At 42.3% G+C, this 25,075-nt stretch carries 28 protein-coding genes; 15 read left to right on the top strand and 13 right to left on the bottom strand.

Going from position 1 to position 25,075, the window contains the following annotated elements:
- Window positions 1–25 precede the first annotated feature (25 nt).
- The 8 genes from cydB to VXQ11_RS07365 all read right to left on the bottom strand — a co-directional run bounded on the left by cydB (window position 26) and on the right by VXQ11_RS07365 (window position 7,671).
- On the bottom strand, window positions 26–1,171 hold the full coding sequence (gene cydB, locus VXQ11_RS07400; RefSeq protein WP_004645267.1) for a cytochrome d ubiquinol oxidase subunit II: 1,146 nt from the start codon (window positions 1,169–1,171) through the stop codon (window positions 26–28).
- Complete coding sequence (locus VXQ11_RS07395; protein WP_416705801.1) at window positions 1,168–2,754, bottom strand: cytochrome ubiquinol oxidase subunit I; 1,587 nt, start codon at window positions 2,752–2,754, stop codon at window positions 1,168–1,170. The genes cydB and VXQ11_RS07395 overlap by 4 nt, the downstream gene beginning before the upstream one ends.
- Entirely contained in the window at window positions 2,754–2,945 is a 192-nt protein-coding gene (cydP, locus tag VXQ11_RS07390; protein WP_004645265.1) for a cytochrome oxidase putative small subunit CydP, read from the bottom strand. Before cydP ends, VXQ11_RS07395 begins: the two co-directional genes overlap by 1 nt.
- Before the next feature lie 437 nt (window positions 2,946–3,382).
- Complete coding sequence (locus VXQ11_RS07385) at window positions 3,383–4,516, bottom strand: porin (protein ID WP_348904301.1); 1,134 nt, start codon at window positions 4,514–4,516, stop codon at window positions 3,383–3,385.
- A gap of 314 nt (window positions 4,517–4,830) precedes the next feature.
- The gene (locus VXQ11_RS07380) at window positions 4,831–5,244 is read right to left on the bottom strand and encodes an HIT family protein (protein WP_064095308.1); all 414 of its coding nucleotides are present in this window, start codon (window positions 5,242–5,244) and stop codon (window positions 4,831–4,833) included.
- A gap of 31 nt (window positions 5,245–5,275) precedes the next feature.
- Window positions 5,276–5,545 carry a YARHG domain-containing protein gene (locus VXQ11_RS07375; protein WP_064095309.1) on the bottom strand — a complete coding sequence of 90 codons (270 nt, stop codon included), beginning with the start codon at window positions 5,543–5,545 and terminating at the stop codon, window positions 5,276–5,278.
- A gap of 86 nt (window positions 5,546–5,631) precedes the next feature.
- Window positions 5,632–6,504, bottom strand: coding sequence for an NAD(P)-dependent oxidoreductase (locus VXQ11_RS07370; protein WP_064095310.1), 873 nt, complete (start codon window positions 6,502–6,504; stop codon window positions 5,632–5,634).
- A 69-nt stretch (window positions 6,505–6,573) separates the two neighbouring features.
- Entirely contained in the window at window positions 6,574–7,671 is a 1,098-nt protein-coding gene (locus VXQ11_RS07365; protein ID WP_416705749.1) for an alpha/beta fold hydrolase, read from the bottom strand.
- 142 nt (window positions 7,672–7,813) lie between these two features.
- Here VXQ11_RS07365 and VXQ11_RS07360 point away from each other — a divergent pair, with 142 nt between their 5' ends.
- From VXQ11_RS07360 to trpB, 9 genes are all read left to right on the top strand, one after another.
- The gene (locus VXQ11_RS07360; RefSeq protein ID WP_416680514.1) at window positions 7,814–9,001 is read left to right on the top strand and encodes an O-succinylhomoserine sulfhydrylase; all 1,188 of its coding nucleotides are present in this window, start codon (window positions 7,814–7,816) and stop codon (window positions 8,999–9,001) included.
- A 28-nt stretch (window positions 9,002–9,029) separates the two neighbouring features.
- A complete protein-coding gene (locus VXQ11_RS07355) occupies window positions 9,030–9,359 on the top strand; it encodes a YbaB/EbfC family nucleoid-associated protein (protein WP_004731251.1) in 330 nt (109 codons plus the stop codon).
- A gap of 13 nt (window positions 9,360–9,372) precedes the next feature.
- On the top strand, window positions 9,373–9,969 hold the full coding sequence (gene recR / locus VXQ11_RS07350; RefSeq protein ID WP_064095313.1) for a recombination mediator RecR: 597 nt from the start codon (window positions 9,373–9,375) through the stop codon (window positions 9,967–9,969).
- Window positions 9,970–10,159: 190 nt separating this feature from the next.
- A complete protein-coding gene (locus VXQ11_RS07345; protein ID WP_064095314.1) occupies window positions 10,160–11,302 on the top strand; it encodes a ribonuclease D in 1,143 nt (380 codons plus the stop codon).
- Between the two features lie 130 nt (window positions 11,303–11,432).
- Window positions 11,433–11,738 (top strand): YcgL domain-containing protein, encoded by a 306-nt coding sequence (locus VXQ11_RS07340; RefSeq protein ID WP_064095315.1) that lies wholly within the window; start codon window positions 11,433–11,435, stop codon window positions 11,736–11,738.
- Between the two features lie 21 nt (window positions 11,739–11,759).
- Window positions 11,760–12,143 carry a hypothetical protein gene (locus tag VXQ11_RS07335; RefSeq protein ID WP_064102658.1) on the top strand — a complete coding sequence of 128 codons (384 nt, stop codon included), beginning with the start codon at window positions 11,760–11,762 and terminating at the stop codon, window positions 12,141–12,143.
- Between the two features lie 20 nt (window positions 12,144–12,163).
- Window positions 12,164–13,015 carry an AAA family ATPase gene (locus VXQ11_RS07330; RefSeq protein WP_064102657.1) on the top strand — a complete coding sequence of 284 codons (852 nt, stop codon included), beginning with the start codon at window positions 12,164–12,166 and terminating at the stop codon, window positions 13,013–13,015.
- Between the two features lie 13 nt (window positions 13,016–13,028).
- Entirely contained in the window at window positions 13,029–14,216 is a 1,188-nt protein-coding gene (locus tag VXQ11_RS07325) for a vWA domain-containing protein (RefSeq protein ID WP_064095318.1), read from the top strand.
- Window positions 14,217–14,323: 107 nt separating this feature from the next.
- Window positions 14,324–15,532, top strand: coding sequence for a tryptophan synthase subunit beta (trpB, locus tag VXQ11_RS07320; protein WP_416705748.1), 1,209 nt, complete (start codon window positions 14,324–14,326; stop codon window positions 15,530–15,532).
- Window positions 15,533–15,677: 145 nt separating this feature from the next.
- Here trpB and VXQ11_RS07315 read toward each other — a convergent pair whose 3' ends face one another.
- From VXQ11_RS07315 to VXQ11_RS07305, 3 genes are all read right to left on the bottom strand, one after another.
- On the bottom strand, window positions 15,678–16,109 hold the full coding sequence (locus tag VXQ11_RS07315; protein ID WP_064095320.1) for a CBS domain-containing protein: 432 nt from the start codon (window positions 16,107–16,109) through the stop codon (window positions 15,678–15,680).
- Window positions 16,110–16,213: 104 nt separating this feature from the next.
- The gene (locus VXQ11_RS07310; protein WP_064095321.1) at window positions 16,214–16,594 is read right to left on the bottom strand and encodes a DUF2750 domain-containing protein; all 381 of its coding nucleotides are present in this window, start codon (window positions 16,592–16,594) and stop codon (window positions 16,214–16,216) included.
- A gap of 151 nt (window positions 16,595–16,745) precedes the next feature.
- Window positions 16,746–16,979: a hypothetical protein gene (locus VXQ11_RS07305; protein ID WP_064095322.1), complete on the bottom strand. Its 234-nt coding sequence runs from the start codon at window positions 16,977–16,979 to the stop codon at window positions 16,746–16,748.
- A gap of 221 nt (window positions 16,980–17,200) precedes the next feature.
- Between VXQ11_RS07305 and VXQ11_RS07300 the strand changes: the two genes are divergently transcribed.
- The gene (locus tag VXQ11_RS07300) at window positions 17,201–17,563 is read left to right on the top strand and encodes a hypothetical protein (RefSeq protein WP_064095323.1); all 363 of its coding nucleotides are present in this window, start codon (window positions 17,201–17,203) and stop codon (window positions 17,561–17,563) included.
- A gap of 99 nt (window positions 17,564–17,662) precedes the next feature.
- Window positions 17,663–17,986, top strand: a complete 324-nt coding sequence (locus VXQ11_RS07295) for a hypothetical protein (protein WP_416705747.1) — start codon at window positions 17,663–17,665, stop codon at window positions 17,984–17,986.
- Here the strand turns inward: VXQ11_RS07295 and VXQ11_RS07290 are convergent.
- Window positions 17,910–19,484, bottom strand: coding sequence for a M16 family metallopeptidase (locus tag VXQ11_RS07290; RefSeq protein WP_416705746.1), 1,575 nt, complete (start codon window positions 19,482–19,484; stop codon window positions 17,910–17,912). The genes VXQ11_RS07295 and VXQ11_RS07290 overlap by 77 nt on opposite strands.
- 12 nt (window positions 19,485–19,496) lie before the next feature.
- Window positions 19,497–20,894 (bottom strand): M16 family metallopeptidase, encoded by a 1,398-nt coding sequence (locus VXQ11_RS07285; protein ID WP_416705745.1) that lies wholly within the window; start codon window positions 20,892–20,894, stop codon window positions 19,497–19,499.
- Window positions 20,895–21,071: 177 nt separating this feature from the next.
- Here VXQ11_RS07285 and ftsY point away from each other — a divergent pair, with 177 nt between their 5' ends.
- The 4 genes from ftsY to VXQ11_RS07265 all read left to right on the top strand — a co-directional run bounded on the left by ftsY (window position 21,072) and on the right by VXQ11_RS07265 (window position 24,703).
- Window positions 21,072–22,175, top strand: coding sequence for a signal recognition particle-docking protein FtsY (gene ftsY, locus VXQ11_RS07280; RefSeq protein WP_064095325.1), 1,104 nt, complete (start codon window positions 21,072–21,074; stop codon window positions 22,173–22,175).
- 176 nt (window positions 22,176–22,351) lie between these two features.
- Entirely contained in the window at window positions 22,352–23,041 is a 690-nt protein-coding gene (locus tag VXQ11_RS07275; RefSeq protein WP_191730611.1) for a nitroreductase family protein, read from the top strand.
- 195 nt (window positions 23,042–23,236) lie between these two features.
- Entirely contained in the window at window positions 23,237–23,830 is a 594-nt protein-coding gene (locus VXQ11_RS07270; protein WP_144725500.1) for a nitroreductase family protein, read from the top strand.
- A 210-nt stretch (window positions 23,831–24,040) separates the two neighbouring features.
- Entirely contained in the window at window positions 24,041–24,703 is a 663-nt protein-coding gene (locus tag VXQ11_RS07265; protein WP_064102653.1) for a DUF2057 domain-containing protein, read from the top strand.
- The last annotated feature ends 372 nt before the right edge of the window (window positions 24,704–25,075 follow it).

The following is a 25,075-nucleotide window of genomic DNA, read 5'->3' as shown; positions in this document are numbered from 1 at the left end:
AGTTGTCTCTCCTTAAGACATAGCCTTAGTACAGGCTATGTGAATTATCTTCAATGTGTTTGTTGGTAATCACGCCCCACATCTTGTAATAACACCAGGTGGTATAGATGAGGATCAGTGGAACAAAGATACAGGCAGCAACGGTCATAACGGTTAAGGTATTTTTACTAGATACCGCATCCCACATAGTCAGACTTGCAACCGGGTTAATGCTTGAAGGCATCAGGAAAGGGAACAGGGCAAAACCGGCAGTCAGGATGGCACCGATGACAGCCAGAGATGAACCTAGGAAGCTCAAGCCTGCTTTGTTTTTACCTGCTGCCAAGACAATGATCAAGCCACCCAAAATTCCGGCAATAGGCGCTGCCATCGTGATTGGATAAGTCGAATAGTTGTTCATCCAGCCTGGATTGGCATTGGTCAATACTTCTTTTGCGAGCGGATTAGCAACACCATTGGTATCAAAAGGTGTAACTAGGGTATAGCCTTGAATACCACCAAAGTACAGCCAAGCGCCTGCAGCCAGGAAGGTAACCAGATAAACCAGACCCATGATTTGTGTTGCTTTGGCAGAACGCTGACGTAGGTCACCATCTGTACGCAGCATTAACCATGCACCACCATGTGCACACAGCATCGATAAGCTGACCAGACCACAGACAATTGCAAACGGATTAAGCAGGGCAAAGAAGCTACCAGTATAAGTAGAACGTACAGTTTCATCTAAAGTAAATGGTACACCGAGGAACATGTTGCCGAATGCCACACCGAAAACCAAGGCAGGTACTGCACCGCCAATGGCTAGACCCCAGTCCCATGAATTGCGCCATTTGGTATTTTCCAGCTTTGAGCGATAGTCAAAGCCAACCGGACGCAGAAACAGGGCAAACAGGACCAGTAGCAGGGCCCAGTACATGCCGGAGAAGGCAGTTGCATAGACCATTGGCCAGGCAGCGAATAACGCACCGCCGGCAGTAATAAACCAGACCTGATTACCGTCCCAGTGCGGCGCAATGGTATTGATCGCTGCACGGCGCTCGCTATCATTTTTGCCCACAAATGGCATGATCGCCATGGAGCCCATATCGAAGCCGTCGGTGAGGGCAAAGCCAATCAGCAATACGCCGACCAGCACCCACCAAATGATTTTTAATAATTCATATTCGATCATGCTTGAGTCTCCCCATTTGACTTTTCTGCAGCTGCAAGCTTTTCAAAATGGTATTTACCAGTATGCAGTGAGCTTGGGCCAAGACGTGAGAACTTGATCATCAGATACATCTCGATAATCAGTAACACGGTATAGAATGCTGCCAATGCAAGGATTGAACCCCAGACATCACCTGTGCTTAAGCTTGATGCTGAAAGATGCGTCGGTAATACCTCACCAATAGTCCATGGTTGACGACCTACTTCTGCTACATACCAGCCAGTTTGCGCAGCAACCCAAGGTAAAGGCAGTGCAAATAAAGCAAATTTCAATAACCATGGTTTGTTTTCAGCATTACGTTTTGCTACCGCAAAAGTTGCCAGTGCAAATAAAAGCAGCATCAGGAAGCCGGAAGCTACCATCGCACGGAAGGCCCAGAACAGGCTTGGTACGTGTGGAATGGTATCTTTAGCAGCAGCTTTGATTTGCTCATCAGAGGCATCAACAACATTTGACGTGTATTTTTTCAGAAGCAGACCGTAGCCTAAGTCTTTTTGACTTTCTTCAAAAGCGGTTTTCAGTTCTGGAGACTGATCACCAGCACGTAATTTTTCCAGTTGTGAATAGGCCACCATACCATTACGGATACGTGCTTCATGCTGAACCAGCAGGTCCTTAATACCTGTGACTTGTTCTGTAGTAGAACGTGTGGCAATCAGACCCATCACATAAGGAATTTTCACTGCATAATCTGTAGTCATGGTTTCCTTATTCGGGATACCGAACAAAGTAAATGATGCAGGTGCAGGATGGGTATCCCATTCGGCTTCAATTGCTGCCAGTTTGGTTTTTTGTACATCGCCCAACTCATAACCTGATTCATCACCCAGTAAAATCACTGAAAGTGTAGAAGCAAGCCCAAAGATAGCTGCAATGGCAAAAGAACGGCGTGCAAAAGGCAGGTCACGTTTTTTCAGCATGTAGTAACTTGAAATAGCCAGTACGAAGATGGCACCTGTGACATAACCCGCAGATACGGTATGCACAAATTTAACCTGAGCGACCGGGTTAAAGATCAGTGCAGCAAAGTCCACCATTTCCATGCGCATGGTTTCATAGTTAAATGCCGAACCGACCGGGTTTTGCATCCAGCCATTGGCGACCAGAATCCAGAGTGCGGACATGTTCGAGCCTAAAGCTACCAGCCAGGTTACGGCCAGATGTTGCACTTTGGAAAGACGATCCCAACCAAAGAAGAACAAGCCAATAAACGTCGATTCAAGGAAGAAGGCCATCAAACCTTCAATCGCCAGCGGTGCACCGAAAATATCACCGACATAATGCGAGTAATACGCCCAGTTGGTTCCGAACTGGAACTCCATGGTCAGGCCGGTGGTTACCCCTAAGGCAAAGTTAATACCAAACAGTTTTCCCCAGAACTTGGTCATGTCTTTATAGATTTCTTTGCCGGAAATCACATAGGTGGTTTCCATAATGGCAAGCAGAAATGCCAGACCTAGCGTCAGTGGAACAAAAATAAAGTGATACATCGCGGTCATGGCGAACTGGAACCGCGAGAGATCGACCACGCTTTCAGAAATCATCAACGTGTCTCCTGGATTTGGGAAGGATTGCCGGCGATACGCTCGGCGACTTGGTTATCAAAATTTTTAGGAATCGTAGGCGCATCAAACCAGATATTTTTAATTATCATTAGTAAAATAACCTTGATAATTAAAATGGCGGTTATTTCTCTAACCACTCTCTGGTTTAGATTTTTGGGAACTAAGCTCATTCGACTAAGCCTGTTATATGACTTGTTGTATATTATTAATCTATTGTAACTAAAAAATAAATAGACGATACAGTTTAAATAAATATATATTTATAAGTATTTGAAAATAATAAATATATATTTATATGAGTTAAAATTTATTCTAAATATTTTTTTATGTAATTTTATTGGTTTTTAAATCCGACTAAAATGCTTATATTTATATATTTTAATGTAGATTATTTTGGTTGTAATAATATTCTCCTATTTTTAAATCTGATTAAAATGCTTGGTTTTAAAATAAAGAATAAAATTAATCAAACTAAATTGGTTGGTTTTATAAGGGTTGAATATCAGTGTCACAATCTTTCTCATCTTATTTATTTTGATAAAAAACACGCAAAAGAAAGAACATGCTGGAGGCATGTTCTTTTTAAGCTTTGTGAGGGAGGCTGGACTTAGAAGTCGTAACGCATGCCTAGAGAAAGACCTAGGCTGTCTTCACCGCGTACGCCACCTACAGTATTGGTACGACCTTGTGCCCAAGGGGTAAGGTTTGAGTTTTCATCATTTAGTACAGTTGCTATGTTGCCATAAATGCGGACTGTTGGATCTAAACGGTGCTCAAGTCCGATTGCCAGTAAAGTTGCATTTGCATCGTCCGCATCGACATCGCGGTGGAATACTTCACCACGGAATGAGGTTTTTGGTGCAAATTTATATTCACCGGCTACACCAAATACTTGTGCATCTGGGTTTGCTTCAGAATTATCGTGTTGAAGGAATTGGTATAAACCACCCAAGTTGAATTCAGGTGTGATTTTGTAAGCACCAGCAATACGGAAACCATCGCGTTCGCCACGACCTGCATCTTCTTCATAATGTTCATAGGCAGCAGCAAAATCAACTTTGCCTTCTTTATAGGTTAAAGCGAGATCGTATGCTTTATCATCGCGATTATCTTTATTAGTAGTAGTTGTGGTTCCCGGTACGACTACTGTTACTGGACCATTCACAGTTTCAATTACAGTAGTTTTTGGTGAAGACGTTGATACGCTATCAGGGCTATTACCTTCGTGTAAAGAAAGTGCTGCTAAAACATTAAAGCCACCGCCAAACTTAGGTGATTTATATTCAATGGTATTGTTATTACGTTCATCAAAACGCAAGTTGCCAGCACGTGTGACGTTACGAACATCACCGACCATATCACCAAAGAAGTTGACCGGGCCACGTGCTACTTTGAATGGGCTGTCAAAACGGCCGATACGCGCTTGACCAAAATCACCTTTTAAACCAACAAAAGTATCGCGAGTTGCAAATTCAACATCATCATTTGCAGAACCACTTGCAAAGTTAATTTCCTGTTCGATTTGACCAAATACGGTCATACCATTTTCTAGTTTTTGTTCAGCTTTAAAGCCTAGGCGTGAAGAGTTTGAAGAAAGACCTACTTCGTTATAATCCTGGCCATCATCCAGATAATCTAAAGAAACGTGTGCACGACCATACACTTTAACATCAGCAGCAGCTGCCATGACCGGTGTTAAAATTGTTGCCCCAACTGCTAATGCGCAAAGAGTTTTTTTCATGTGTAGCTCCAATAAGACTTTTTTGGTCCTAACAAAGGTGTTGTGGTAGCTTTGTTAAATTTTGCTACCGTCCTGTATTGGTGCTAAGTATTAATTACAAATAAGACAGTAAGATTAAGGAAATATTTCAAATCTATTAAATGTTTCGTTTTGTAAAAATATTGGGTGTGGGCGAATTTGTGTTCTAAAAAATTATTACTATTCAAAATTTTGTCTTGGTATTTTTTATCAGCTTTTCTAAAGCGTAAATTAAAATGCACGATGAGGGCGAAAAAAATGGAGCCGAAGCTCCATTTTTGGATGTTAAGAATTTCTTAAAGGGCAGCTTTGATTTTCTCGGCCAAGGCTTTGATTTTTTCCTGATCGCCCATCTGCACAGCATGTTTGCCAAGATTGTGTAAAGAGGTTGGCACCAGATGAAAATGTATATGCGGTACCGTCTGACCCGCTGCAGCGCCAGATAACTGCATCAGTACGATGCCATCTACCCCTAAACCTTTTTCAATGGCTTTTGCAACTTTCTGTACGATCTGAATCGTATAAGCAGCCGCTTCAGGTGGCAAATCCAGTAAAGTGATTGCAGGAGTCTTCGGAACTACCAGTGTATGACCGTCTGCCTGAGGCATGATGTCCATAAATGCAAGAACTTGGTCATCTTCATACACTTTTATCGCAGGAAGTTCACCGCGTAGAATTCGTGCAAAAATATTCTGATCATCATAAGTCATAAGTACATTCCTTGAGCGTCATTAAACTGAATTATTTACAGTTCAATTCTTTCTGACGTTCTTTGATCGCGTCAAGACGTTGTTGCTCTTTTTCCGAGAATTTTGGCTTGGTTGTATAACAATTATCATTACCGAACTTGGCTTTTGCTTCAGGATCTTTGAAACAGAAACCTTTAGACGCGTAAATTACGTCGTGATCATTTTTTAATTTTTTGCACTCTTGTTCAGATGCAAGAACCGATGTTGAAGCCCCGAACAAAGTTGCAAAGCCAATCAATGCCGCAACAGAAAATTTCTTCATGAGAGTTTCCTCTGGGTTATCCACTATTTGTACCTGCTTAACAGTCACAATATGAGGTTTCGTTATCATTATTCAATGGCGAGATATTACTCAATGGTAATATTACTCCATGATTCATACATTTTTACAGCACTGGAAAAATCACTGTTTTTATCCGATAGATCGCTAGCTGCCTGAATCAGGTTCTGGGTTAAAGATAACACAGGTGCAGAAAGTTTGGCTTCGCGGGCGAGATCGATTGCAATCCCGGTGTCTTTGGCCAGAAGTGGCAGGGCAAAGGTTACAGGAAAACTTCGATTTAAAATCCGCTGTGGCAATACGGTTTCGGTCACCATGCTTTTCCCACTTGAAGCATTAATGCAATCTAGTGCTTCATGCAGATTTACTCCATGTGCTTTCAGGGTAGTAAAGCCCTCAGCAACGGCACACAGGTTTACAGCCATTAACATATTATTTACCGCCTTCACAGCAAAACCCGCACCAGATTCACCCACATGCTTGATCAGTTTGCCAAAAGCCCGCATCGCAGGGAGAGCATGTTCATAACCCTGTACATTGCCACCCACCATCACAGTTAAAGTACCATTTTCAGCACCAATGGTCTGGCCACTGACAGGTGCATCCAGAAAAATCACCCCACGTTCAGCCAGTTGTACTGCCAGTTTTTGCGCTGAATCCGGTACGCCACTGGTACAGTCGACCCAGACTGAGCCGGATTTAAGCGGTAAATCTTCCAGAAGTTGCTCTACATCGGTACTGGTTGGCAGGCAGGAAAAAATCACATCTGCCTGAACAGCCTGTTCAAGGCTAACAGCCTGGGTGCCATATTCAGCAGCATGCTCTTCTGCCTTGTTGAAAGTACGGTTCCAGACATAGACCGTATCAAAATGCTTGGGTAAATGTGCTGCCATACGATAACCCATTGCACCTAAGCCGATAAATGCGACTGACTGAATCATGCTGTACCCTCTGCATATGTATAAATATATTGATAAGTTTGAATATTTTTACTGGTACTTAAATCTGCTTTAAGCGTCGAGACGTTTTGAGCGTTGCACCAGCCAGGTCGTCATTTTTGGCCAGAATGTATTGGCTGTTTTCTGATTGGACATCAGGCCGAGATGACCGCCTGGAATCAGAGTAAACGTCTTATCCTGGCTACTTGTCAAATCCAGCAATGGTCTGGCGGATGATTCTGTCACAATCTGGTCAGTTTGACCTGCACCTACCAAAAGGGAGCAGCTAATATTCTTGAGCTCAATGGTACGACCATTCAAAGTAATAGAACCCTGCTTTAATGGATTTTGTAGCCACAAATGCAGCATCATGTCCTGATTAATCCCACCTGGATAATCGATCATTTTATTCAGGAAATTTCCCATAGTTGCGTGTTCATAGACATCTTCGGCACGATCAAGATTTAGCAAAAACCGCTTTTGGCTTTTGAACCAGCCAATCGGGTCAAGTAACTTAAAGCCCAAGGCATTTAAAATACCCGGTGTATGAATATACTGTTTCGGAATCAACCCTTGATGAATGGCCTGTTTTAGATTTTTATTTTTAGAAATCAGTTTATTGGTTGTAGAAAACAGTTTGCCGACACGTCCTGAAGCGTAGCTGTCAATCGGACTGCCGACTACGATCAGATTCTTGACATGTTCAGGCGAATGTAAGGCAGTATAAAGCATGACAAATACGCCTGCCATACTCCAGCCATGCAGGGAAATCAGCTGACTACCTGAATGATTGCAGATCGTTTCAATAGACTGGGGAATAGCAGAATCGATAAAAGATAAAAAGTTCAGATGACGATGCTTAAAGTCAAAACGTTTCCACTCCACCAGATAGACATCAAAACCGCTATGCTGAAAATGCTTGACCAGTGAACGATAGGGATACAGGTCATAGATATCCATATTAACGGCCAGGGGAGCAATAAAGACCAATGGTTCCTTATATTTTTTGTCGGGTGAGGCGTAATATCGGATTTTGTAAAACTGGGTGCCAGCAATATATTCAAAAGGGGTTTTTTGCGACAGAATCAGTGAGGAGGCATTAAACACCCGGGTCTTGAGGTGTTTCAATTTTTTTTGCTGACGCTGAAAATTTTGTTTTAACTGAATCATGTAAATAAAATATCCGTATCCGCGGAAGGATTGATCGAAGTCTAAGCAATAATCGCTTATTATGCCTTGACCTGAAATAGCTTAGGCGCTCAAAATGTTGGCAATTTTTTACAAAAGGCAGCCTTAGGGCTGAAGTAAAGTGATGAGCCAGCAAGACGATATTAACTACCAATTAGAAACTTTAGCCATCCGTACTGGTCACACCCGTAGCTTTGAGGGTGAACATGGCGAACCGATTTTTCTAACATCGTCATTTGTTTATGAAAATGCCGCAGAAGCTGCCGCAAAATTTTCAGGCCAAGAGCCGGGTAATATCTACTCTCGCTTTACTAACCCAACCGTTACCATGTTTGAAAAGCGTCTGGCTGCTTTAGAAGGTGCAGAGCGCGCCGTTGCCACCAGTTCAGGTATGGCAGCGATTATGGCAGTATCAATGGCATTTTTGAAAGCAGGTGATCATGTAATCTGTTCACGTGCAGTATTTGGTTCCACTGTTTCTTTATTTGAAAAATATGTTGCTAAATTCGATGTAGCAGTTGATTTTGTGGACTTGACTGATCTGGATGCCTGGAAAAATGCCATCAAGCCAGAAACCAAATTACTTTTTGTAGAGTCTCCATCCAATCCGCTGGCAGAAGTGGCAGACATTCAAGCCCTGGCAGATATTGCCCATGCCAATAATGCTTTGCTGGCCATTGATAACAGCTTCTGTACCCCAGTATTACAACAACCAATCAAATTTGGTGCTGACCTCGTTGTATATTCAGCTACGAAGTACCTTGATGGTCAGGGTCGTGCATTAGGCGGTGCAGTCGTAGGTAATCACAAGCTACTGGAAGAAATCTTTGGTTATGTGCGTACTACCGGCCCGTCAATGAGTCCGTTCAATGCCTGGGTGTTCCTAAAAGGCTTGGAAACGCTACGCTTACGTATGCGTGAACATTCTGCCAGTGCTCAAAAACTGGCGGAATTTCTGAATGCGCATCCGAAAGTTGAAAAAGTGTATTACGCAGGTTTGCCTGAGCATGTTGGGCATGCACTGGCAGCAAAACAGCAAACCGGTTTTGGTGGTATTGTGTCTTTTGAAGTGAAAGGTGGTCGTGAAGGCGCCTGGACAGTAATTGACAATACCAAGTTCATTTCAATTACTGGTAACCTGGGTGATGTGAAATCAACAATTACTCATCCGGCAACCACGACTCATGGCAAATTGTCTCCAGAAGCCAAGGCAGCAGCAGGCATCCGTGAAGGTTTAATTCGCGTTTCTGTCGGTTTGGAAGAGATTGGTGATATTATTCGTGATATTACTCGCGGTTTAGATCTTATTTAATTTTATAAATTTATGTTCGGAGATATTTATGAACATTAACATGTTGATGCAGCAAGCTCAGCGTATGCAAAAAGAAGTTGAAAATAACGTAAAAAAAGCCAAGGAAGAGCTGGCGCAAACTGAAGTGCATGCGGAAGCGGGTGGTGGTCTGGTGAAAGTGACCATGACTTGCCGTAATGTAGTAAAGCGTATCGAAATCAATCCAGAATTACTTCAGGATGATCCAGACATGATTGAAGACCTGATTGCAGCTGCAATGAATGATGCAGCGCGTCAGGCAGAACTGGTTTCTGATGAAAGAATGAAAGCAGCAAATTCGGGCATGGGTTTACCACCTGGCTTGGCTGGCATGTTCTAAGGAAGAATGCGCAATGTTTAGTGATCGTTTTGATCAACTGGTTCAAGCATTACGCATATTGCCAAGCGTGGGGCCGAAATCGGCTCAGCGCATGGCATTGCACTTGATCATGAAAAATCGTGAGGGTGCAGTAGGTCTGGCACATGCCTTGACTGAGGCAACCAACCACATTCATGAATGCTCGATCTGTCATTCACTTACTGAAGATGAAGTCTGCAATATCTGTACGTCTCTTGATCGTGATGATGAACTGCTGTGCGTAGTGGAATCTCCGGCAGATGTGATGGCGATTGAACAAAGCGGCAGTTTTCGTGGTAAATATCATGTATTGGGCGGACATCTGTCTCCACTTGACGGGATTGGTCCGGAAGAAATTGGTATTCCGTATTTGTTGCAACGCTTGAGTCAGGGGCGGGTCAAAGAAGTGATTCTGGCCACCAATGCGACAGTTGAAGGGCAGGCCACGGCACATTATCTGGTAGAAGCCAGTAAACATTTGCCAATCCAGATGACCCGTATCGCACAAGGTGTACCGCAAGGCGGAGAACTGGAATATGTCGATAGTCACACTTTGAGTCAGGCTGTGCATAATCGTATGCGAATTAAGTAAAATATTAATTATCTTTTTTCGATATATAATATAAAAAATATATTATTAAGAAGTTTTAGTGTCTTATTATCTGCAGTTATCTGAGAAAAATGAAACAAATAGTTTAAGTAAGGCATAATATTTTTATATATAAATTCTATATATGGGGTAATATGGTTTTATCGAGCATCTAAATTTAGACTCAGTCTTTATGTTTCAATTTATTCAACACCAGCACGACTTAACTCCTGTACTGAAACTAATGGACCAGAATTCAGTTTACGGGTTGGATACCGAGTTTATCAAGGTCGATACCTTGTGGCCTAAGCTGGGTGTGTTCCAGATTAATGTAGACAACCAGGTTTATTTGCTGGATGGCACCACACTGGATCTGACTGAGTTCCTTAATAAAATTTTTGACGCACAGCAAAATATTTTTCATGCCTGTAGTGAAGATATCGACCTGATCTATCACTATACCCAGAAAAAATCGCTGAGTAATGTATTCGATACCCAGATCGGTATGTCATTTCTGGGACATGGTTTGCAAGTTAGCTATCAAAATGCACTCAAGCAGATGCTGGAAGTCGATATTGAAAAAGACCAGACCCGTTCTGACTGGCTGGCACGTCCACTCAGCTCAGACCAATTACTGTATGCGGCCAATGATGTGCATTATCTGGTACAACTGTCGGAAAAAATCAAACATGAGCTGGATGCGAAAGATCTGCTGGATTTTGCCTTACAGGATTGTCGTTTCCTGACACAGGAAATTGGTAAAGATACACCTACGGCCTTGTTGTATCAGGATGTTGGAAATTACCGGCATTCACGCCGTCAACTGATGCAATTGCAGCAATTGATGGTCTGGCGTGATCAGATTGCCAAAGCATTGAATCAGCCACGCAGTTTTATCCTGAAAAATTCGAGCATGATTGATCTGGTCGAAAAGTTTCCGCGCAATAATTTTCAGCTTAGCCATGTTAAAGATATTCGGGGCAATATTTTACGCGAACATGGCAAAACGATTTTAGATCTGTTGAAATTCCTGCCTGACCAGGCCGAATGGCCCTTACGCCTGGCACGTCCAATCCGCCACTCTTCCCGAGATATCGGCGACAGAATTGATGCAATTATTCAACATGTGGTCAATGAAACCTCGATTCCCAAAGAAGTGCTGATGCGCAAGAAATGGTTGAATGCACTGTATCAGCATGTAGTCTTTCACAAGGATGAACAGGATCTGCCGGATTATCTGCTTGGATGGCGCTATGAGTTATTAACTCGGCCCCTGATTGAGGTATTGCATCAGGATGAATCTTATCTGTCTACCCAGATGAAAGTCAGCGAGTGATTGGCTGCAGGATTGGTTAAAGAAAAAGCAATTATACAAAATCACGACTGATGCATGAGACGTGGCTAATGTTTCTGTCTTTTTTTTGATGTATCCTTGCGGTTGTTTTTCCAGAAAAGTCGTTTGAAATATGCAAGTGTCTATCTACAAATCCAGCAAAAAAAGTGAAATGTATCTGTATGTGGCGCGTCCTGCGAATGAAAGCGAAGCTGAAACATTCGAGCCTTTAAGTGTATTAACTGAAGCGGTACAGGCAGCATTTGGGCGTGCGACTTTTGTCATGCATCTTGAATTAAGCGAATCACGTAAACTGGCACGTGCCAATGTTCTGCATGTGATGGATTCTATTGAAACCCGCGGTTTCTTTCTGCAAATGCCGCCCGAAGGTTTAATTGACCCGAATGCTGTAGAGCCAGAAGGGCTTCGTGGTGCTTAATGTTAATTCAGGAGTTGTGAAATGAATGGTTATGTCGCTGTATTAGACTCAATTCCTGAACAGAGCATTGCCGTGGCAGTTTACCTGCTCGGCAGCTTGATTGCTTTATGGTGCTGGTATGGTGTGACCAAACGCTTGCCTAAACCTATGGGTGGTTTTTTGTGGATTATGGCCTTCGCTGTTTTGCTGACACCCACTGTGTCTGAGGGACCGAATGCTTCCATTGCACCCGCGATTTTTGGGCTGTTATTCGGGATGCTGACCAAAGAGCAGCCTTTAGTTTGGATTAATGCGTCACTTATTTTATTTGTCATTGGGATCGGTTCTGTGATTGGCTATTGCTGGTCGACTTATGTGTCGAACAAAAGCAATATTCGTGTTCACGAGAAAAGTTCACCGCTGTAAGTAAAAAATAAGGTTCAATCATGTCTGCTGATATTCAACAATTTTCAGGTACCGATCAGTACATTGCGACTGACAGTTTAAAACTTGCGGTGAAAGCTGCACGCAGTTTGCAAAAACCGTTACTGGTCAAAGGTGAGCCGGGTACAGGTAAAACTTTACTGGCCGAGCAAGTCGCACAAAGTCTGGGTTTAAAATTGATCACCTGGCACATTAAATCCACCACCAAAGCACAGCAAGGCCTGTATGAATACGATGCCGTATCGCGCCTGCGCGATAGTCAGTTGGGTGATGATCGTGTCTATGACATCAAGAACTACATTAAGCCTGGCAAATTGTGGGAAGCCTTTACCAGTGAAGAGCGCTGTGTCCTGCTGATTGATGAAATTGACAAGGCAGACATCGAGTTTCCAAATGACTTGCTGCATGAACTTGATAAAATGTCGTTCTATGTATACGAGACAGGCGAAACCATTACGGCAACACAGCGTCCAATCGTAATCATTACCTCAAATAATGAAAAAGAATTGCCAGATGCTTTCCTGCGCCGTTGCTTCTTCCATTACATCGAATTCCCGGATGAAGCCACTATGCGTGAAATCATCGATGTGCATTTTGCCAATATCTCTGCAACATTGGTGAATGAAGCCTTACAGGTATTCTTCCAACTTCGTAAAGTTCCGGGTTTAAAAAAACCACCTTCAACTTCTGAACTGATCGACTGGCTCAGCCTGCTCATGGCAGATGATATGCCGGAAGATATTCTGCGCAATACTGATAAATCCAAAGCAATTCCGCCTCTATACGGCGCCTTGATTAAAAATGAGCAAGATGTACAGTTGCTTGAACGTCTAGCATTTATGTCACGTCGTTAAGGGAGAAACACGCATGTTTGTGCGACTGTTTTATACCTTACGCAAATACGGCGTACCGGTATCGACCCGCGAATTGATTGACCTGAATCAGGCGGTTGCTGCAGGTCTGGTGTTTGCCGATCAGGACGAGTTCTATCAGCTGGTCAAAACCGTCATGGTCAAAGACGAGCGCTATTTCGACAAGTTCGATCGTGCCATGAAAGACTATTTTGATGGTATCGCGACCTTTGATCTGGATGAACTACTAAATCAGGTGCATAAGCTGCCCAAAGACTGGTTCGATCTCGAATTACTCGAGAAGCATCTGACCCCGGAGCAGCGCGAAGAGCTGAAAAAAGCCGGATCGCTAGAAGAACTGATGAAAATGCTGGAAGAGCGTCTGCGCGAACAGCATAAAAAACATCAGGGCGGTAACAAGATGATTGGTACCGGTGGTACTTCACCCTTTGGTGCCTATGGCGATCATCCTGAAGGTGTGCGTATTGGCGGGCCGGGACGTAAGCGTTCTGCGGTGAAAGTCTGGGAGCAGCGTCAATACCGCAATCTGGATGATGAACAGATTTTGGGTAGCCGCCAGATGCAGATGGCATTGCGCCGTTTGCGTAAGTTTGCCCGTCAGGGTGCAGCCGAAGAACTGGATATTGATGGTACGATTCGTGAAACGGCCAAGCAGGGTATTCTGGATGTACAACTGGTGCCCGAGCGTCGTAACCGTATTAAAGTTTTAATGCTGTTCGATGTCGGTGGTTCGATGGATGCGCATATTGCCCAGTGTGAAAAGCTGTTCAGTGCTGCGAAAACCGAATTCAAAACCCTGGAATATTTTTATTTTCATAACTGTCTGTACGACTATGTCTGGAAAGATAATGTCCGTCGTTCCAGTTCACGCATGAATACCTGGGATTTGTTCAATACCTATGGCCGCGATTACCGCGTGATTGTGGTCGGTGATGCCAGTATGGCACCGTATGAGCTGAATTCTGTCGGTGGTTCGGTTGAATATATGAATGATGAAGCTGGACAGGTCTGGTTACAGCGTCTGCGTCAGCATTTTGATAAAACTGCCTGGCTGAATCCGGAAGAAGAAAAATACTGGCATTACACCCATACCATTGGTCTGATCCAGCAAATATTTGAAAATCATATGTTTCCAATGACACTGAAAGGCATTGAAGACATGACCAAATATCTGGCGCGTTAATTCCATTTATCTATAAGTGACTTTAGTTAGAGTTATTAGTGATTTAAAACAAATTATTCTAGTATAAAGTCACTCATTATCTCTTATTTAAAATTTCAGGCATGATTATGACTCATCAAATTAATGGTATTGCATTACCCAATGAAGAGGGTTTTTTTGGTCGATATGGCGGTCAGTTTATTCCACCCGATCTGAAACAGGCCATGGATGATATTAATGTGGCCTATCAGGAAATTCATCAGACTGAAGAATTTCAGAATGAACTGAAAGACCTGTTTGCTCATTATGTCGGTCGTCCAAGTCCACTATTTCATGCCAAACGCCTTTCTGAACAGCTTGGCGGGGCGCAGATTTATCTGAAACGTGAAGATCTGAATCATACCGGCGCGCACAAGATCAATCACTGTCTGGGTGAAGCTTTACTGGCCAAATATATGGGCAAGACCAAAGTCATCGCAGAAACTGGTGCCGGCCAGCATGGTGTTGCTTTGGCAACTGCATGTGCCTTGGTGGGTATCCCATGTGAAATTCATATGGGGCAAGTGGATATCGAAAAAGAACATCCAAACGTCGTCAAGATGAAAATTCTGGGTGCCAAACTGATTTCTGTGACTCGCGGTACAGCTACGCTTAAAGATGCAGTCGATAGCGCTTTTGAAGAATATTTGAAAGATCCGAAAAATTACATCTATGCTATCGGTTCAGTGGTTGGACCGCACCCATTCCCGATGATGGTACGTGATTTTCAGTCGATTATTGGCGATGAAATTAAAGTTCAGACCAATGAACGTTTTGGTGCAAATCCTGATTATATCGTTGCTTGTGTTGGTGGTGGTTCTAATGCAGTCGGCGCATTCACTGCATTTTTAAATGAACCGGATGTGAAGCTGGTTGGCGTTGAGCCAGCAGGTCATGGTTTAGATACCGATATGCATTCAGCTACTTTAACTCTAGGTAAGCCGAGCCAGTTACATGGTATGGCCTGTTATGTTCTGGAAGATGAACAAGGCGAGCCATTGCCAGTGCATTCAATTGCTTCTGGTCTGGATTATCCAGGTGTGGGGCCACAGCATAGTTTGCTGAAAGATTTGGGTCGGGTCGAGTATACGACTGCGACCGATCAGGAATGTCTGGATGCATTTATGACACTGTCACGCGTAGAAGGCATTGTGCCTGCACTGGAAAGTTCGCATGCGGTGGCTTGGGCCATTCGTGAAGCAGGGAAACTGCCAAAGGATACAAAAATTGTGGTTAACCTATCGGGTCGTGGTGATAAAGACTCAGATTATGTTGCAGAAAAACTCGGTTTAAACTGATTTTATTCAAAATGTTGATATAAAAAATCCCGGTACATGTGTCGGGATTTTTTATATCTCAAATATGATGGTTTATCTTTGTGTTCTTTAAATTTTGGGATATTTAAATGGTCTTTCTATGTTGGGGAGTAGAGGCAGTATTATTTTAACCTGAGATATATTGCTGTAATTGCTCAATCAGTTTGCGTTGGTCCTCCATAGCCGCTTTGACCAAATCTCCAATTGAAATCAAACCGATCAGTTTTTCATGTTCGACCACAGGTAAGTGACGCAGGTGACGATCAGTCATCAGCGATAAACAGTCTTCTACCGTAGTGGCTGATGTCACGGTAATCACTTTAGAAGTCATGATCTCATTGACTGTAGTATCAAATGAGGTTCTTTGCATCAGGGCAATCTTACGGGTGTAATCCCGTTCTGACAAAATCCCCACCACGCTGTCTTCATGGGTGACTACCAGCGCCCCGATTCCTTTTTCGGCCATCAAGGTGATGGCCTCTAAAACTGTAGAATCTGGACGGATGGTATAAATAGCTTGATGCATTTTTTCACTGAGCACCTGTGCCACATTGGTCATGCTTAATCATCCTTATCGGTCAATTTATTATTAATCCTTGAGTATGTATTCAACCTGAACATCTCTAGGTTTTTAAGTTTTACTCTTTATAAATAGCATGTTATTTAAGCAATGTGCAGTCTTTGTTGCGAAAAAAATAGGTGACGCATTTGTGCAGCAGTTAGTTTAAGTCTGGTGCCATTGGTATTGCATAGGGCGGGTGTAACATTCAGTCGTGATAAGGTTGGTAATAACGCATTTTCAAAATCTTCAGAATTGATTTTACGTGGAATGTAATGCGGCCAATGTTGTTGAGCGTAATTTTGGGCATCGAGTGGATTAAGCCAAAATGGAAAGATGCAGTCTTCGTGGTCGCGCATCATTGCCCAACCTTTATGATATGCGCCCCATAGCTCGCCACAATTCATCATGGATTTCAGCATTGTAATCTTCAGAAGAAATTCTTTGCAGATCGGATCAATTTGAATAATTGTTCGTGGTTTCATTGGAATTAAGTGCTATTGGATGACAGCCCCTATTCTAGAAACTTTATAAGTAATTACTGTTTCAGCTTTGCAAGTAATCGTAAGAAAATATGTATTGATTGCGGTTTATTGAAAATATGGCTGAAAAGAACGCCACCTAGGTGACGTTCTTTTATGCTTTCATCGTGGCCATGTTTTGCCAGTACTGGGCTTTGAGTGAATCTCGTTCTACACGGAAACCCTGATAGTAAAGTTCTGCTAAAAAAAGTGCTGCTTTACCATGGCCGGCGCGAGCTGCTTCTTCCAGCTGTTTTACCGCATCGACAAAGTTCATTTGTGATTGAATGGTATTAACGGCATCTGCATACAGATGTTCCAGATCATGCTGAGAGAATTGTTGAATCATATATAAACTCCTTAATTTTAATTGTGATTTCAGGATAGACTTATGAGTCTAAATACAAATATAAATTAGTATTGTTAAACTAATATTACAAAATAATGGAAAAGTCAACCATTCGAATTTGTCTGTTTACTTCAGTTATAGTTTAACTGATTAAACTATACACAACTATAAATATTATTAAGCTACATTGTAAATGGATAGCAAACAACAAGGAGAAAGCCATGACGACAAGAACTTTAGATGGTGTGAAATTTGATATGCCGCCGACTGCAGGGCAAATTATGGAGCTTGCAGATTTGCATCGCAAAAAGCTTGATGCTGCTATATTTAGTAAATATACCCATTTGGGTGAATATGGTCTGGCACAGCGTAAAGAAGTATATGATTTTACTCGTGAGCTGGACGAAAACCAGCGTGAGCAGTTTTATAAACTCTATAATGGCGAATTAGTCCGTATTGCAGATGAAGACCGCTTGCATCCACCTGAAGCAGAAGCAGGTTTAAGTAAATTTGCGATTCTACTCGTGCTGGCAGTGGTAGCGGCGGTACTCTATTCTACAATTCTAACCAAAGCAATGAATTAAGCTTGGCATAAGCAGATTTTCAGTCCTTATGAATATTCGGTGTGCTGACTTGAACTTGTGCAATGGCAATCATACACTACCTTTAACCTGAGGTAGTGTATGTCTATAGATTCAGAAAAACTAAATCAACTTTTCAGCAGAATTAATCTGGAACAGATTTATAATAGTGTTGTGATCTTTATTGTTGTGGTGATCCTGTTTTTAGCCGCATTTGCTTTATACCGTCCGTTGAGCATGTCGCAAGCTACTCAAATTCAGCAATTGTCTAAGCAGCAAAATCTTCCCCAAACTCAGGATATGGCACTCGCTCTGTTAGAGCAGCAGCATATCCGTCGTGGGCAATATCTTAAATTGATGCAGGCTTATCAGCAGGAGTCGTTACGGGCACGTCAGCTTCCACCGGTCTCTGTGGAGATGCGCTAGGGAGAGGACGAGTGGGCAAGTAAAAATTTGCATCAATCAAATTTTGTTCTAAACGCATTTCCAATGCAGTTTTATCCAGTTCTTTACTGACGATGATGAGTGTTAAGCGATCAGGATGGAAGTGCTTGCGTATGGCATTTTGTACATCTGTAGCCGTGATTTGAGCCAAACGTTCCGAATAACCGGATAGATAATTACTTTGCTCGCTATAAAAGCCCATATTGCCTAACTGGGCATTGATAGTGGCATTACTGCTGTAAACGTTAGGGAAGGCACGCAGCATGCCCGCTTTGGTTTCTTCCAGACGCTGACCATCAATGGGTTGGCTAACGAAGTTGATAAATGCCCGATGTGCGACCTGGATGCTGTCTAGCAGTTGATCCTGACGTGTAGCATATTTGAAGCTGAATACTCCTGGCGACTGAGTAAAACTGAATGAACTATAAGCTCCGTAGGTAAAACCTCGTTTTACCCGAAGCTCCTGCATGAGTACTGAATTAAAACCACCACCCCCAAATATTCGATTAGCGATCTCTAAAGCCAGCTTATCCGTAGTAAAGCGGGTCGGTCCTAGATGTCCAAAGATGACATGTGCCTGAGACGAGTTATAGGGTAAATGTACTACTTCAAAACCAGATTTAATCTCAGGCGTTGGTAATGCCGCTGCTTTTTGTCCTTGAGGTAAATTACCGGCAATTCGTTCAGACAGCTCGAGTGCCTGTTTAGGACTAAGTTTTCCGGTAATGGCAATATTCATATTTTGTGCCACCAGAAATTGATCACGAAATTTTTTTAATAATTCTGCGTTAATTTTTTTGGTACTGCCTTGGGTGCCAGTGACTGGTTCTGCATAAGGATGTTGACCATAAAGGGTGCGATAAAAACGGATATCCATCAGCCGGCTGGGGTTTTCCTGTAGTTGCTTTTGCCCCACTTGGGTATTACTTAAGGCCAAATTGATGCTAGACGGTTTAAATGAAGCATTCTTTATAACCTCCATCATCATTGCTAAGGCGGGTTCTAATTTTTTGGGGTCTGAGAGCGTACGTAGACGAATTACGAACATGTCCCGATATGCTTGTACGCTGAATTGTGCGCCCGTTTGGTCAAAAACAGCCGCTACCTGATTGGCGCTGTATTTGTCGGTTCCTTCACGCATCAGCTTGGCTGCCATATTTGACAGACCATACAGTCCTTTAGCAATTTCCTCGTCGCGGGCCGAGCCGGCATTGAAGGTCAGCTGGATATCTACCATGGGAAGATCTTGAGTTTCAACAAATAGCGTACGTACCTTGTAGCGATTATTCAGGTCATGAATATAAGGGGCCTGAAATTCACGTTGCGGATTGATATTTTTAAGACTTTGCAATAAAGGAATAGACTGTAACTGACTCGGATTATCATTTTGGTCAGGCTGATGGTCCAGATAGTTTTCTGCATGAATAGCCGTGCTCAAACTTAAAACACAAATAAGCAAAATTGGATAAACTTGAAGCATTTATAATCCCCGTTACTGGGTGTTTTGTTCGGGTGAGAGATAAAGTGTGCTGAGGTTGTCTCTGACAAAATAGGCATTGGCGACGCGCTGGATATCTTGAGTACTGACGCTTTCAAAGTGTTTTGGTAACTCATCCATCAGGCGATAACTCAAGCCATTGACCTCCAGATTTCCAATCATTCTGGCCTGTCCAGCCAGATCGTCCTGACTATAAATCAGACTTGAAATAAAACGTGTGCTGATGCGCTCCAGTTCTCGCTCGGAAATAGATTCAGTTTTTAGTAAATCAATTTCATCCTGAATTGCAGCTTGTGCTTCTGCCAGGCTAACACCTGAAACAGGAAGTGCTGAAATACCAAACAGGCTGTCACCACGATTATAAGGATCATAAGACACGCTGACAGAGGTCAGAATTTTACGATCTCTTATCAGGCGATCTTGCAGGCGGGAAGAAATCCCACTGTCCAAAAGACTGCGAATAATACTCAATGCATAGGCATCTTGCGGGTTTTTAGCTGTGGTTAATGATTTTACGTTCCAGGTCATATAAAGATTGGGCACCTGAACATTGCTGTTGATCTCCATATGTCGATAACCCAAACGCTCAAACTCCAGTACATCATTGCGTGCTGGTGTTGGGCGGGCGGGAATGTCAGCAAAATATTTTTGTACCTGTGCCAAAGCAGCTTCAGATTCGATATTTCCGACAATTACCAGAATAGCATTATTCGGGCTGTACCAGTCCCGGTACCATTTTTTAACATCATTCAACTGAATATTATTTAGGGTTTTCATATGTCCAATCACTGGCTGACGGTAGTGACTGGTCGGATAACTGATCCATTTAAACCGTTCAAAGGCTTGCGCCCGCGGATTGTCATCTGTGCGCTGGCGCCGTTCTTCCATGACGACTTTAATTTCTGGCTCGAAGTCCTGCTGCCGCAGTAGTAAATTGCTCATACGGTCAGACTCAAGTTCCAGTGCCATAGGAAAATAGGCCTTAGGATAGAGCTGATAATAATTGGTGTAATTGGTGAAGGTAGCGGCATTGATACTGCCGCCATAAATCCGGCTAAGACGGGTGAATTCATCATTTGGAACTTTATGGGTGCCTTTGAACATCATATGTTCAAGTGCGTGTGAAACTCCCAGAATATTCCCGGATTCATCACTACTGCCGACTTTATACCAGATTTGTGTCATTACCATGGGCGCACGATGGTCTTCCCGAATTATGACTTTTAAACCGTTACTTAACGTGGTTTCAAAAGTAGTCCGTGACAATTCACTTCGGGTTTGTGCCTGAGCTGGGCTAAAGCTCAGGCTAAACAAGACCGCTGCACCGAATGGATAGATCATCTGTTGGATCATTTGAGAGAAAGAGGAGACAGTAAAAAAGGTAGTGAACACTAGATCTCCCAAAATAGGCATTTGTATTTAGAGTTATTTTTAATAAATGCGTACTTGAAAGCAACCGAGAGCTGTAGCTTTTTGGTATGTTTGTCCAGCAATTGTATTGCTAGCTGCAAAGCAGGCAAGTTATGGTAGAATCTGGGTTTTTAACGCAATGCTTTTCAAGGATTCGGCATGCAACAGCAATCTAATGGGCAAAACAAATTTTTGATTGATGCTGATATCGGAGATGATGATGTCACATTACCGAGCTTACCTGCGGTCAATGTGCCTATCGTAGAAACGCCAAGCGAAGCAGCTGTAGTTTCTGCACCTGTTACCACAGAAACTGAAAATGAAGATTCTGCGGCAAAAGGTGGCTTCTTTAGCCGTATGAAAGAGGGTTTAACCAAAACCCGTAAGAACCTTGCCGATGGGATGGTCAATATCCTGATCGGTGGTAAAGAAATTGATGATGAATTATTAGAAGAAGTTGAAGAACAGCTTCTGGTGGCTGATATTGGTGTCGATGCAACCAAGACCATTATTACTAACCTGACTGAACGTACGGCACGTGGTGATTTGATCTATTCGCATTCACTCTATAAAGCACTTCAGGAAGAGTTGGTGGCTTTATTGGCACCACGGGTAAAACCGCTGCATATTGATCCAAACAAATCACCTTATGTAATTCTGGTGGTGGGTGTAAATGGTGTCGGTAAAACCACGACGATTGGCAAACTGGCCAAACGCCTACAAGGTGAAGGCAAGACTGTTATGCTGGCAGCAGGTGATACTTTCCGTGCAGCTGCAACGGAACAGCTACAGATCTGGGGTGAGCGTAATAATATTGCAGTCGTGGCTCAAGGTCATGGTGCTGACTCGGCTTCGGTCATTTTCGATGCTTTTGAAAGTGCCCGGGCCAAGGGTGTAGATGTATTGATTGCAGATACAGCGGGTCGTTTGCATAATAAAGGTCATTTGATGCAGGAATTGACCAAAGTAAAACGTGTCATGCAGAAAATTGATGCAACTGCACCGCATGAAGTCATGTTGGTGGTGGATGCCGGTACTGGCCAGAATGCCATTAATCAGGTTGAAATGTTTGATGAGGCAGTCGGCTTGACAGGTTTGACCATTACCAAACTGGATGGGACTGCCAAAGGTGGTGTGCTGTTTAATATCGCCAGTCGTACCCATGTGCCGATCCGGTTTATTGGTGTCGGTGAAAAAATTGATGATTTGCGTCCATTTTCCGCTAAGTCATTTGTCGCTGCATTGTTTGAAACTGAAAAATAAATAATGCGTTATAGTTCACACAAACTTCGCCAAGTGCGGAGTTTGTTGTTTTTAGCGGGTTTGAATGCTCTAAAAAGCAGCTTGAAAAAATTAAGCAAAGTTATTTAGCTTAATAAAACCATTATAATTCTACGGGATTATTCAGGCTGTTTTAGCTTGGTTTTGTGGGGTAGAAAATGGCATTGCTAGATAAGATTGGTCAGGTATTAACAAGCGATATAACCAAGGACTTTAAGTTTTCAAAAAAAAACAAACTGAATGATGATCTGGAGCTGACCTTTATTGATCAGTTAAAAAAGCGCCGTAGTATTTATGCGTTGGGTAAACGGGTGCATTATAGTCAGGCCTATCTTTGCGAAATCATTCAGGAAGCAGTGCGCAGTTGTCCTTCCGCCTACGATTCCCAAAGTACGCGCATTGCCGTGTTATTTGCAGATTCTCATCATCAATTCTGGGAAATTGTGAAACAGGTTCAGCGCCAGCATGTACCAGAGCATATTTATGAAGGAGTGGAGCTGAAACTGAATCAGTGTGCTGAAGCCTATGGCACGATTTTATTTTATGAAGATCAGTCCGTGATTCAACAATTGCAAAAGAAAATGCCATTAAATAGTGAAGATTTTTCAGCATGGTCTGAACAAACTTCCGGTATGGCACAATTTGCTGTATGGGCGACATTGGCAGATTCTGGCTTGGGAGCCTCCTTGCAGCATTATAATCCCCTAATTGATGAAAAAGTCGCTGAGCATTTTGACATCGACAAGAATTGGTTGTTGCGTGCCCAGCTGTGCTTTGGATCAATTGAGCAAACGGTAGAAGAAAAATTGCAACAGTTGGATCAGTACCGTTTTAAAATATTGAATTAAAACACTGTGAATAGAGTGGTAGTGAATAGCATGGTGGCTGTGATGAAGTCAGATCCATACCTGCTACTCAGATATAAATCCAAGCGTTATATAAATGAAACACAATGTTATCGAAATGCACCTGTTATGGGTGCTTAAAACACGTAGTATGACTTGATCGATTTATTAATAATCAAGGTATACAGAGGTGAATTCATGACATTTTTAGATCAGATGAAGAAACGCCGTAGCATTTATTCGATTGGAAAAAATGTAAAACTGGATCAGGCAGAAATCGAACAAATTATTAAAGATGCAGTGAAATTCAGTCCTTCATCTTTTAATTCGCAAACCTCACGTGTGGTCATTTTATTTGGTCAATCACATGATACCTTCTGGCATATTGTACGCGAAACTTTGCGTGACCTCGTGTCAGCAGATGCATTTGAGGCAACCAATAACAAGATCAATGCGTTTGCTGCAGGTTACGGTACTGCGCTATTCTATGAAGACCAGGATGTAGTGAAGTCGATGCAGGAGCAGTTCGCACTCTATGCCGATAATTTTCCGGTCTGGTCAGAGCATTCTTCTGCGATTGCACAGTTTGCAACCTGGACTGCTTTGGCAGAAGTAAATATTGGTGCTTCGTTACAGCATTACAACCCAATTATTGATGAAGAGGTCGCACGAACTTTCGATATACCGCCTTCCTGGAAACTTCGCGCTCAACTAGTATTTGGTTCAATAGAAGCACCTGCAGGTGAGAAAACCTTTATAGATGATGCGGAGCGATTCAAGACCTTTACCTAATCAGCTTTAATTAAAAAAACCAGATTAAAAGAAGCAGAGTAATGCTTCTTTTTTTATATATTGGAGTTGTGTTTACCTACTATCTAATATATCTAGCTGAATAAATTCTAGAAGTTCAGGCTGTATTATTTTCAACTTTTGTCATTGGATTGTCATTTAAAAGGCAGATAGTGCTTATTTTTAATAAACAACCAATAACGAGTAATGGATATGGATTTAGGTATTGCGGCAACAGCAGCAGTGTTTTTATTTAGTACATCGGCTTTTTCAGCTGTAACCGTTACAGTACCTGAAGAAATAAAAATTGTTGCCGTAAATGATCAGGAGGTAAAATCAGGTTTCTTGCGTTCAAATCAGGCTTATACCTTGAATGCGGGGGTAAATGCGATTAGCGTACGTTATAACGAATTTTTCCAGCACTCAGATAATTCACATGACATCTTGAAATCTGGCGTAGTTACTGTAAAAACACCTGAGCTGATCGAGGGTGAAACTTATAGGTTAACTTTGATGAACGCTCCTAAAGATTTTGAGGAAGCAAAAAATTATAAAGACCAGCCGATTATTGGGCTTTATGATGCAAAAAATCAGCTGCTGGTTCAGCAGATGGGAGCAAAAGAGACAGCCAGGCCATTATTTGGAAAAAGTATTTTAACCAGGTCTGTAGATTTAACTAGTAAAGCTGTGACTCCCGTCAATCAGTCTGCAGCAGTTTATACTCAGGTAACGGTAGCGCCGAAGACTGTAAATGTGAAAATAGCGGAAAATATGACAGGCAATCAGCTTGATCAGCAATTGATTCAGGTATGGCAGAAAGCATCTAAAGTTGAGCGTCAAAAATTCATGACTTGGCTTGTTGAACAGGCAAATTAAATAATCTTTCAAGAATCAAAAAGATCACTCTTAGGTGATCTTTTTTTATGAAGGCAGAAGAGTAAAATTAACATTTCCTTAAAATTTGCATGCTGAAATAGGTAGAAAAACTCAAAAAAAGTGTTAAAAATAGAGTTTTAGGTTAAAAAATAAACGTACGATGGTTTTTTCTGAATATTTTCAAGAAAAGCTCTTGCGCTTGTTTTGAAACTGTATAGAATACGCAGCACACCAACACAATGCATGAAACGAAACGTTAAGTAATTGGGTTGGAGCTTAAAACTGACGAAGTTTTAAGAAGATCATTAAGAGATTATGAAGAACAACTTGTGTGGATTTTTACTGGTTGATTGATCGAAATTATTTTCATTG

The sequence above is a fragment of the Acinetobacter sp. 197 genome (genome assembly GCF_048148385.1).
Lineage (GTDB): Bacteria > Pseudomonadota > Gammaproteobacteria > Pseudomonadales > Moraxellaceae > Acinetobacter > Acinetobacter pecorum.
Note: the sequence above shows the minus strand (reverse complement) of the source record. Positions and strands in the feature narration are given on the sequence as shown.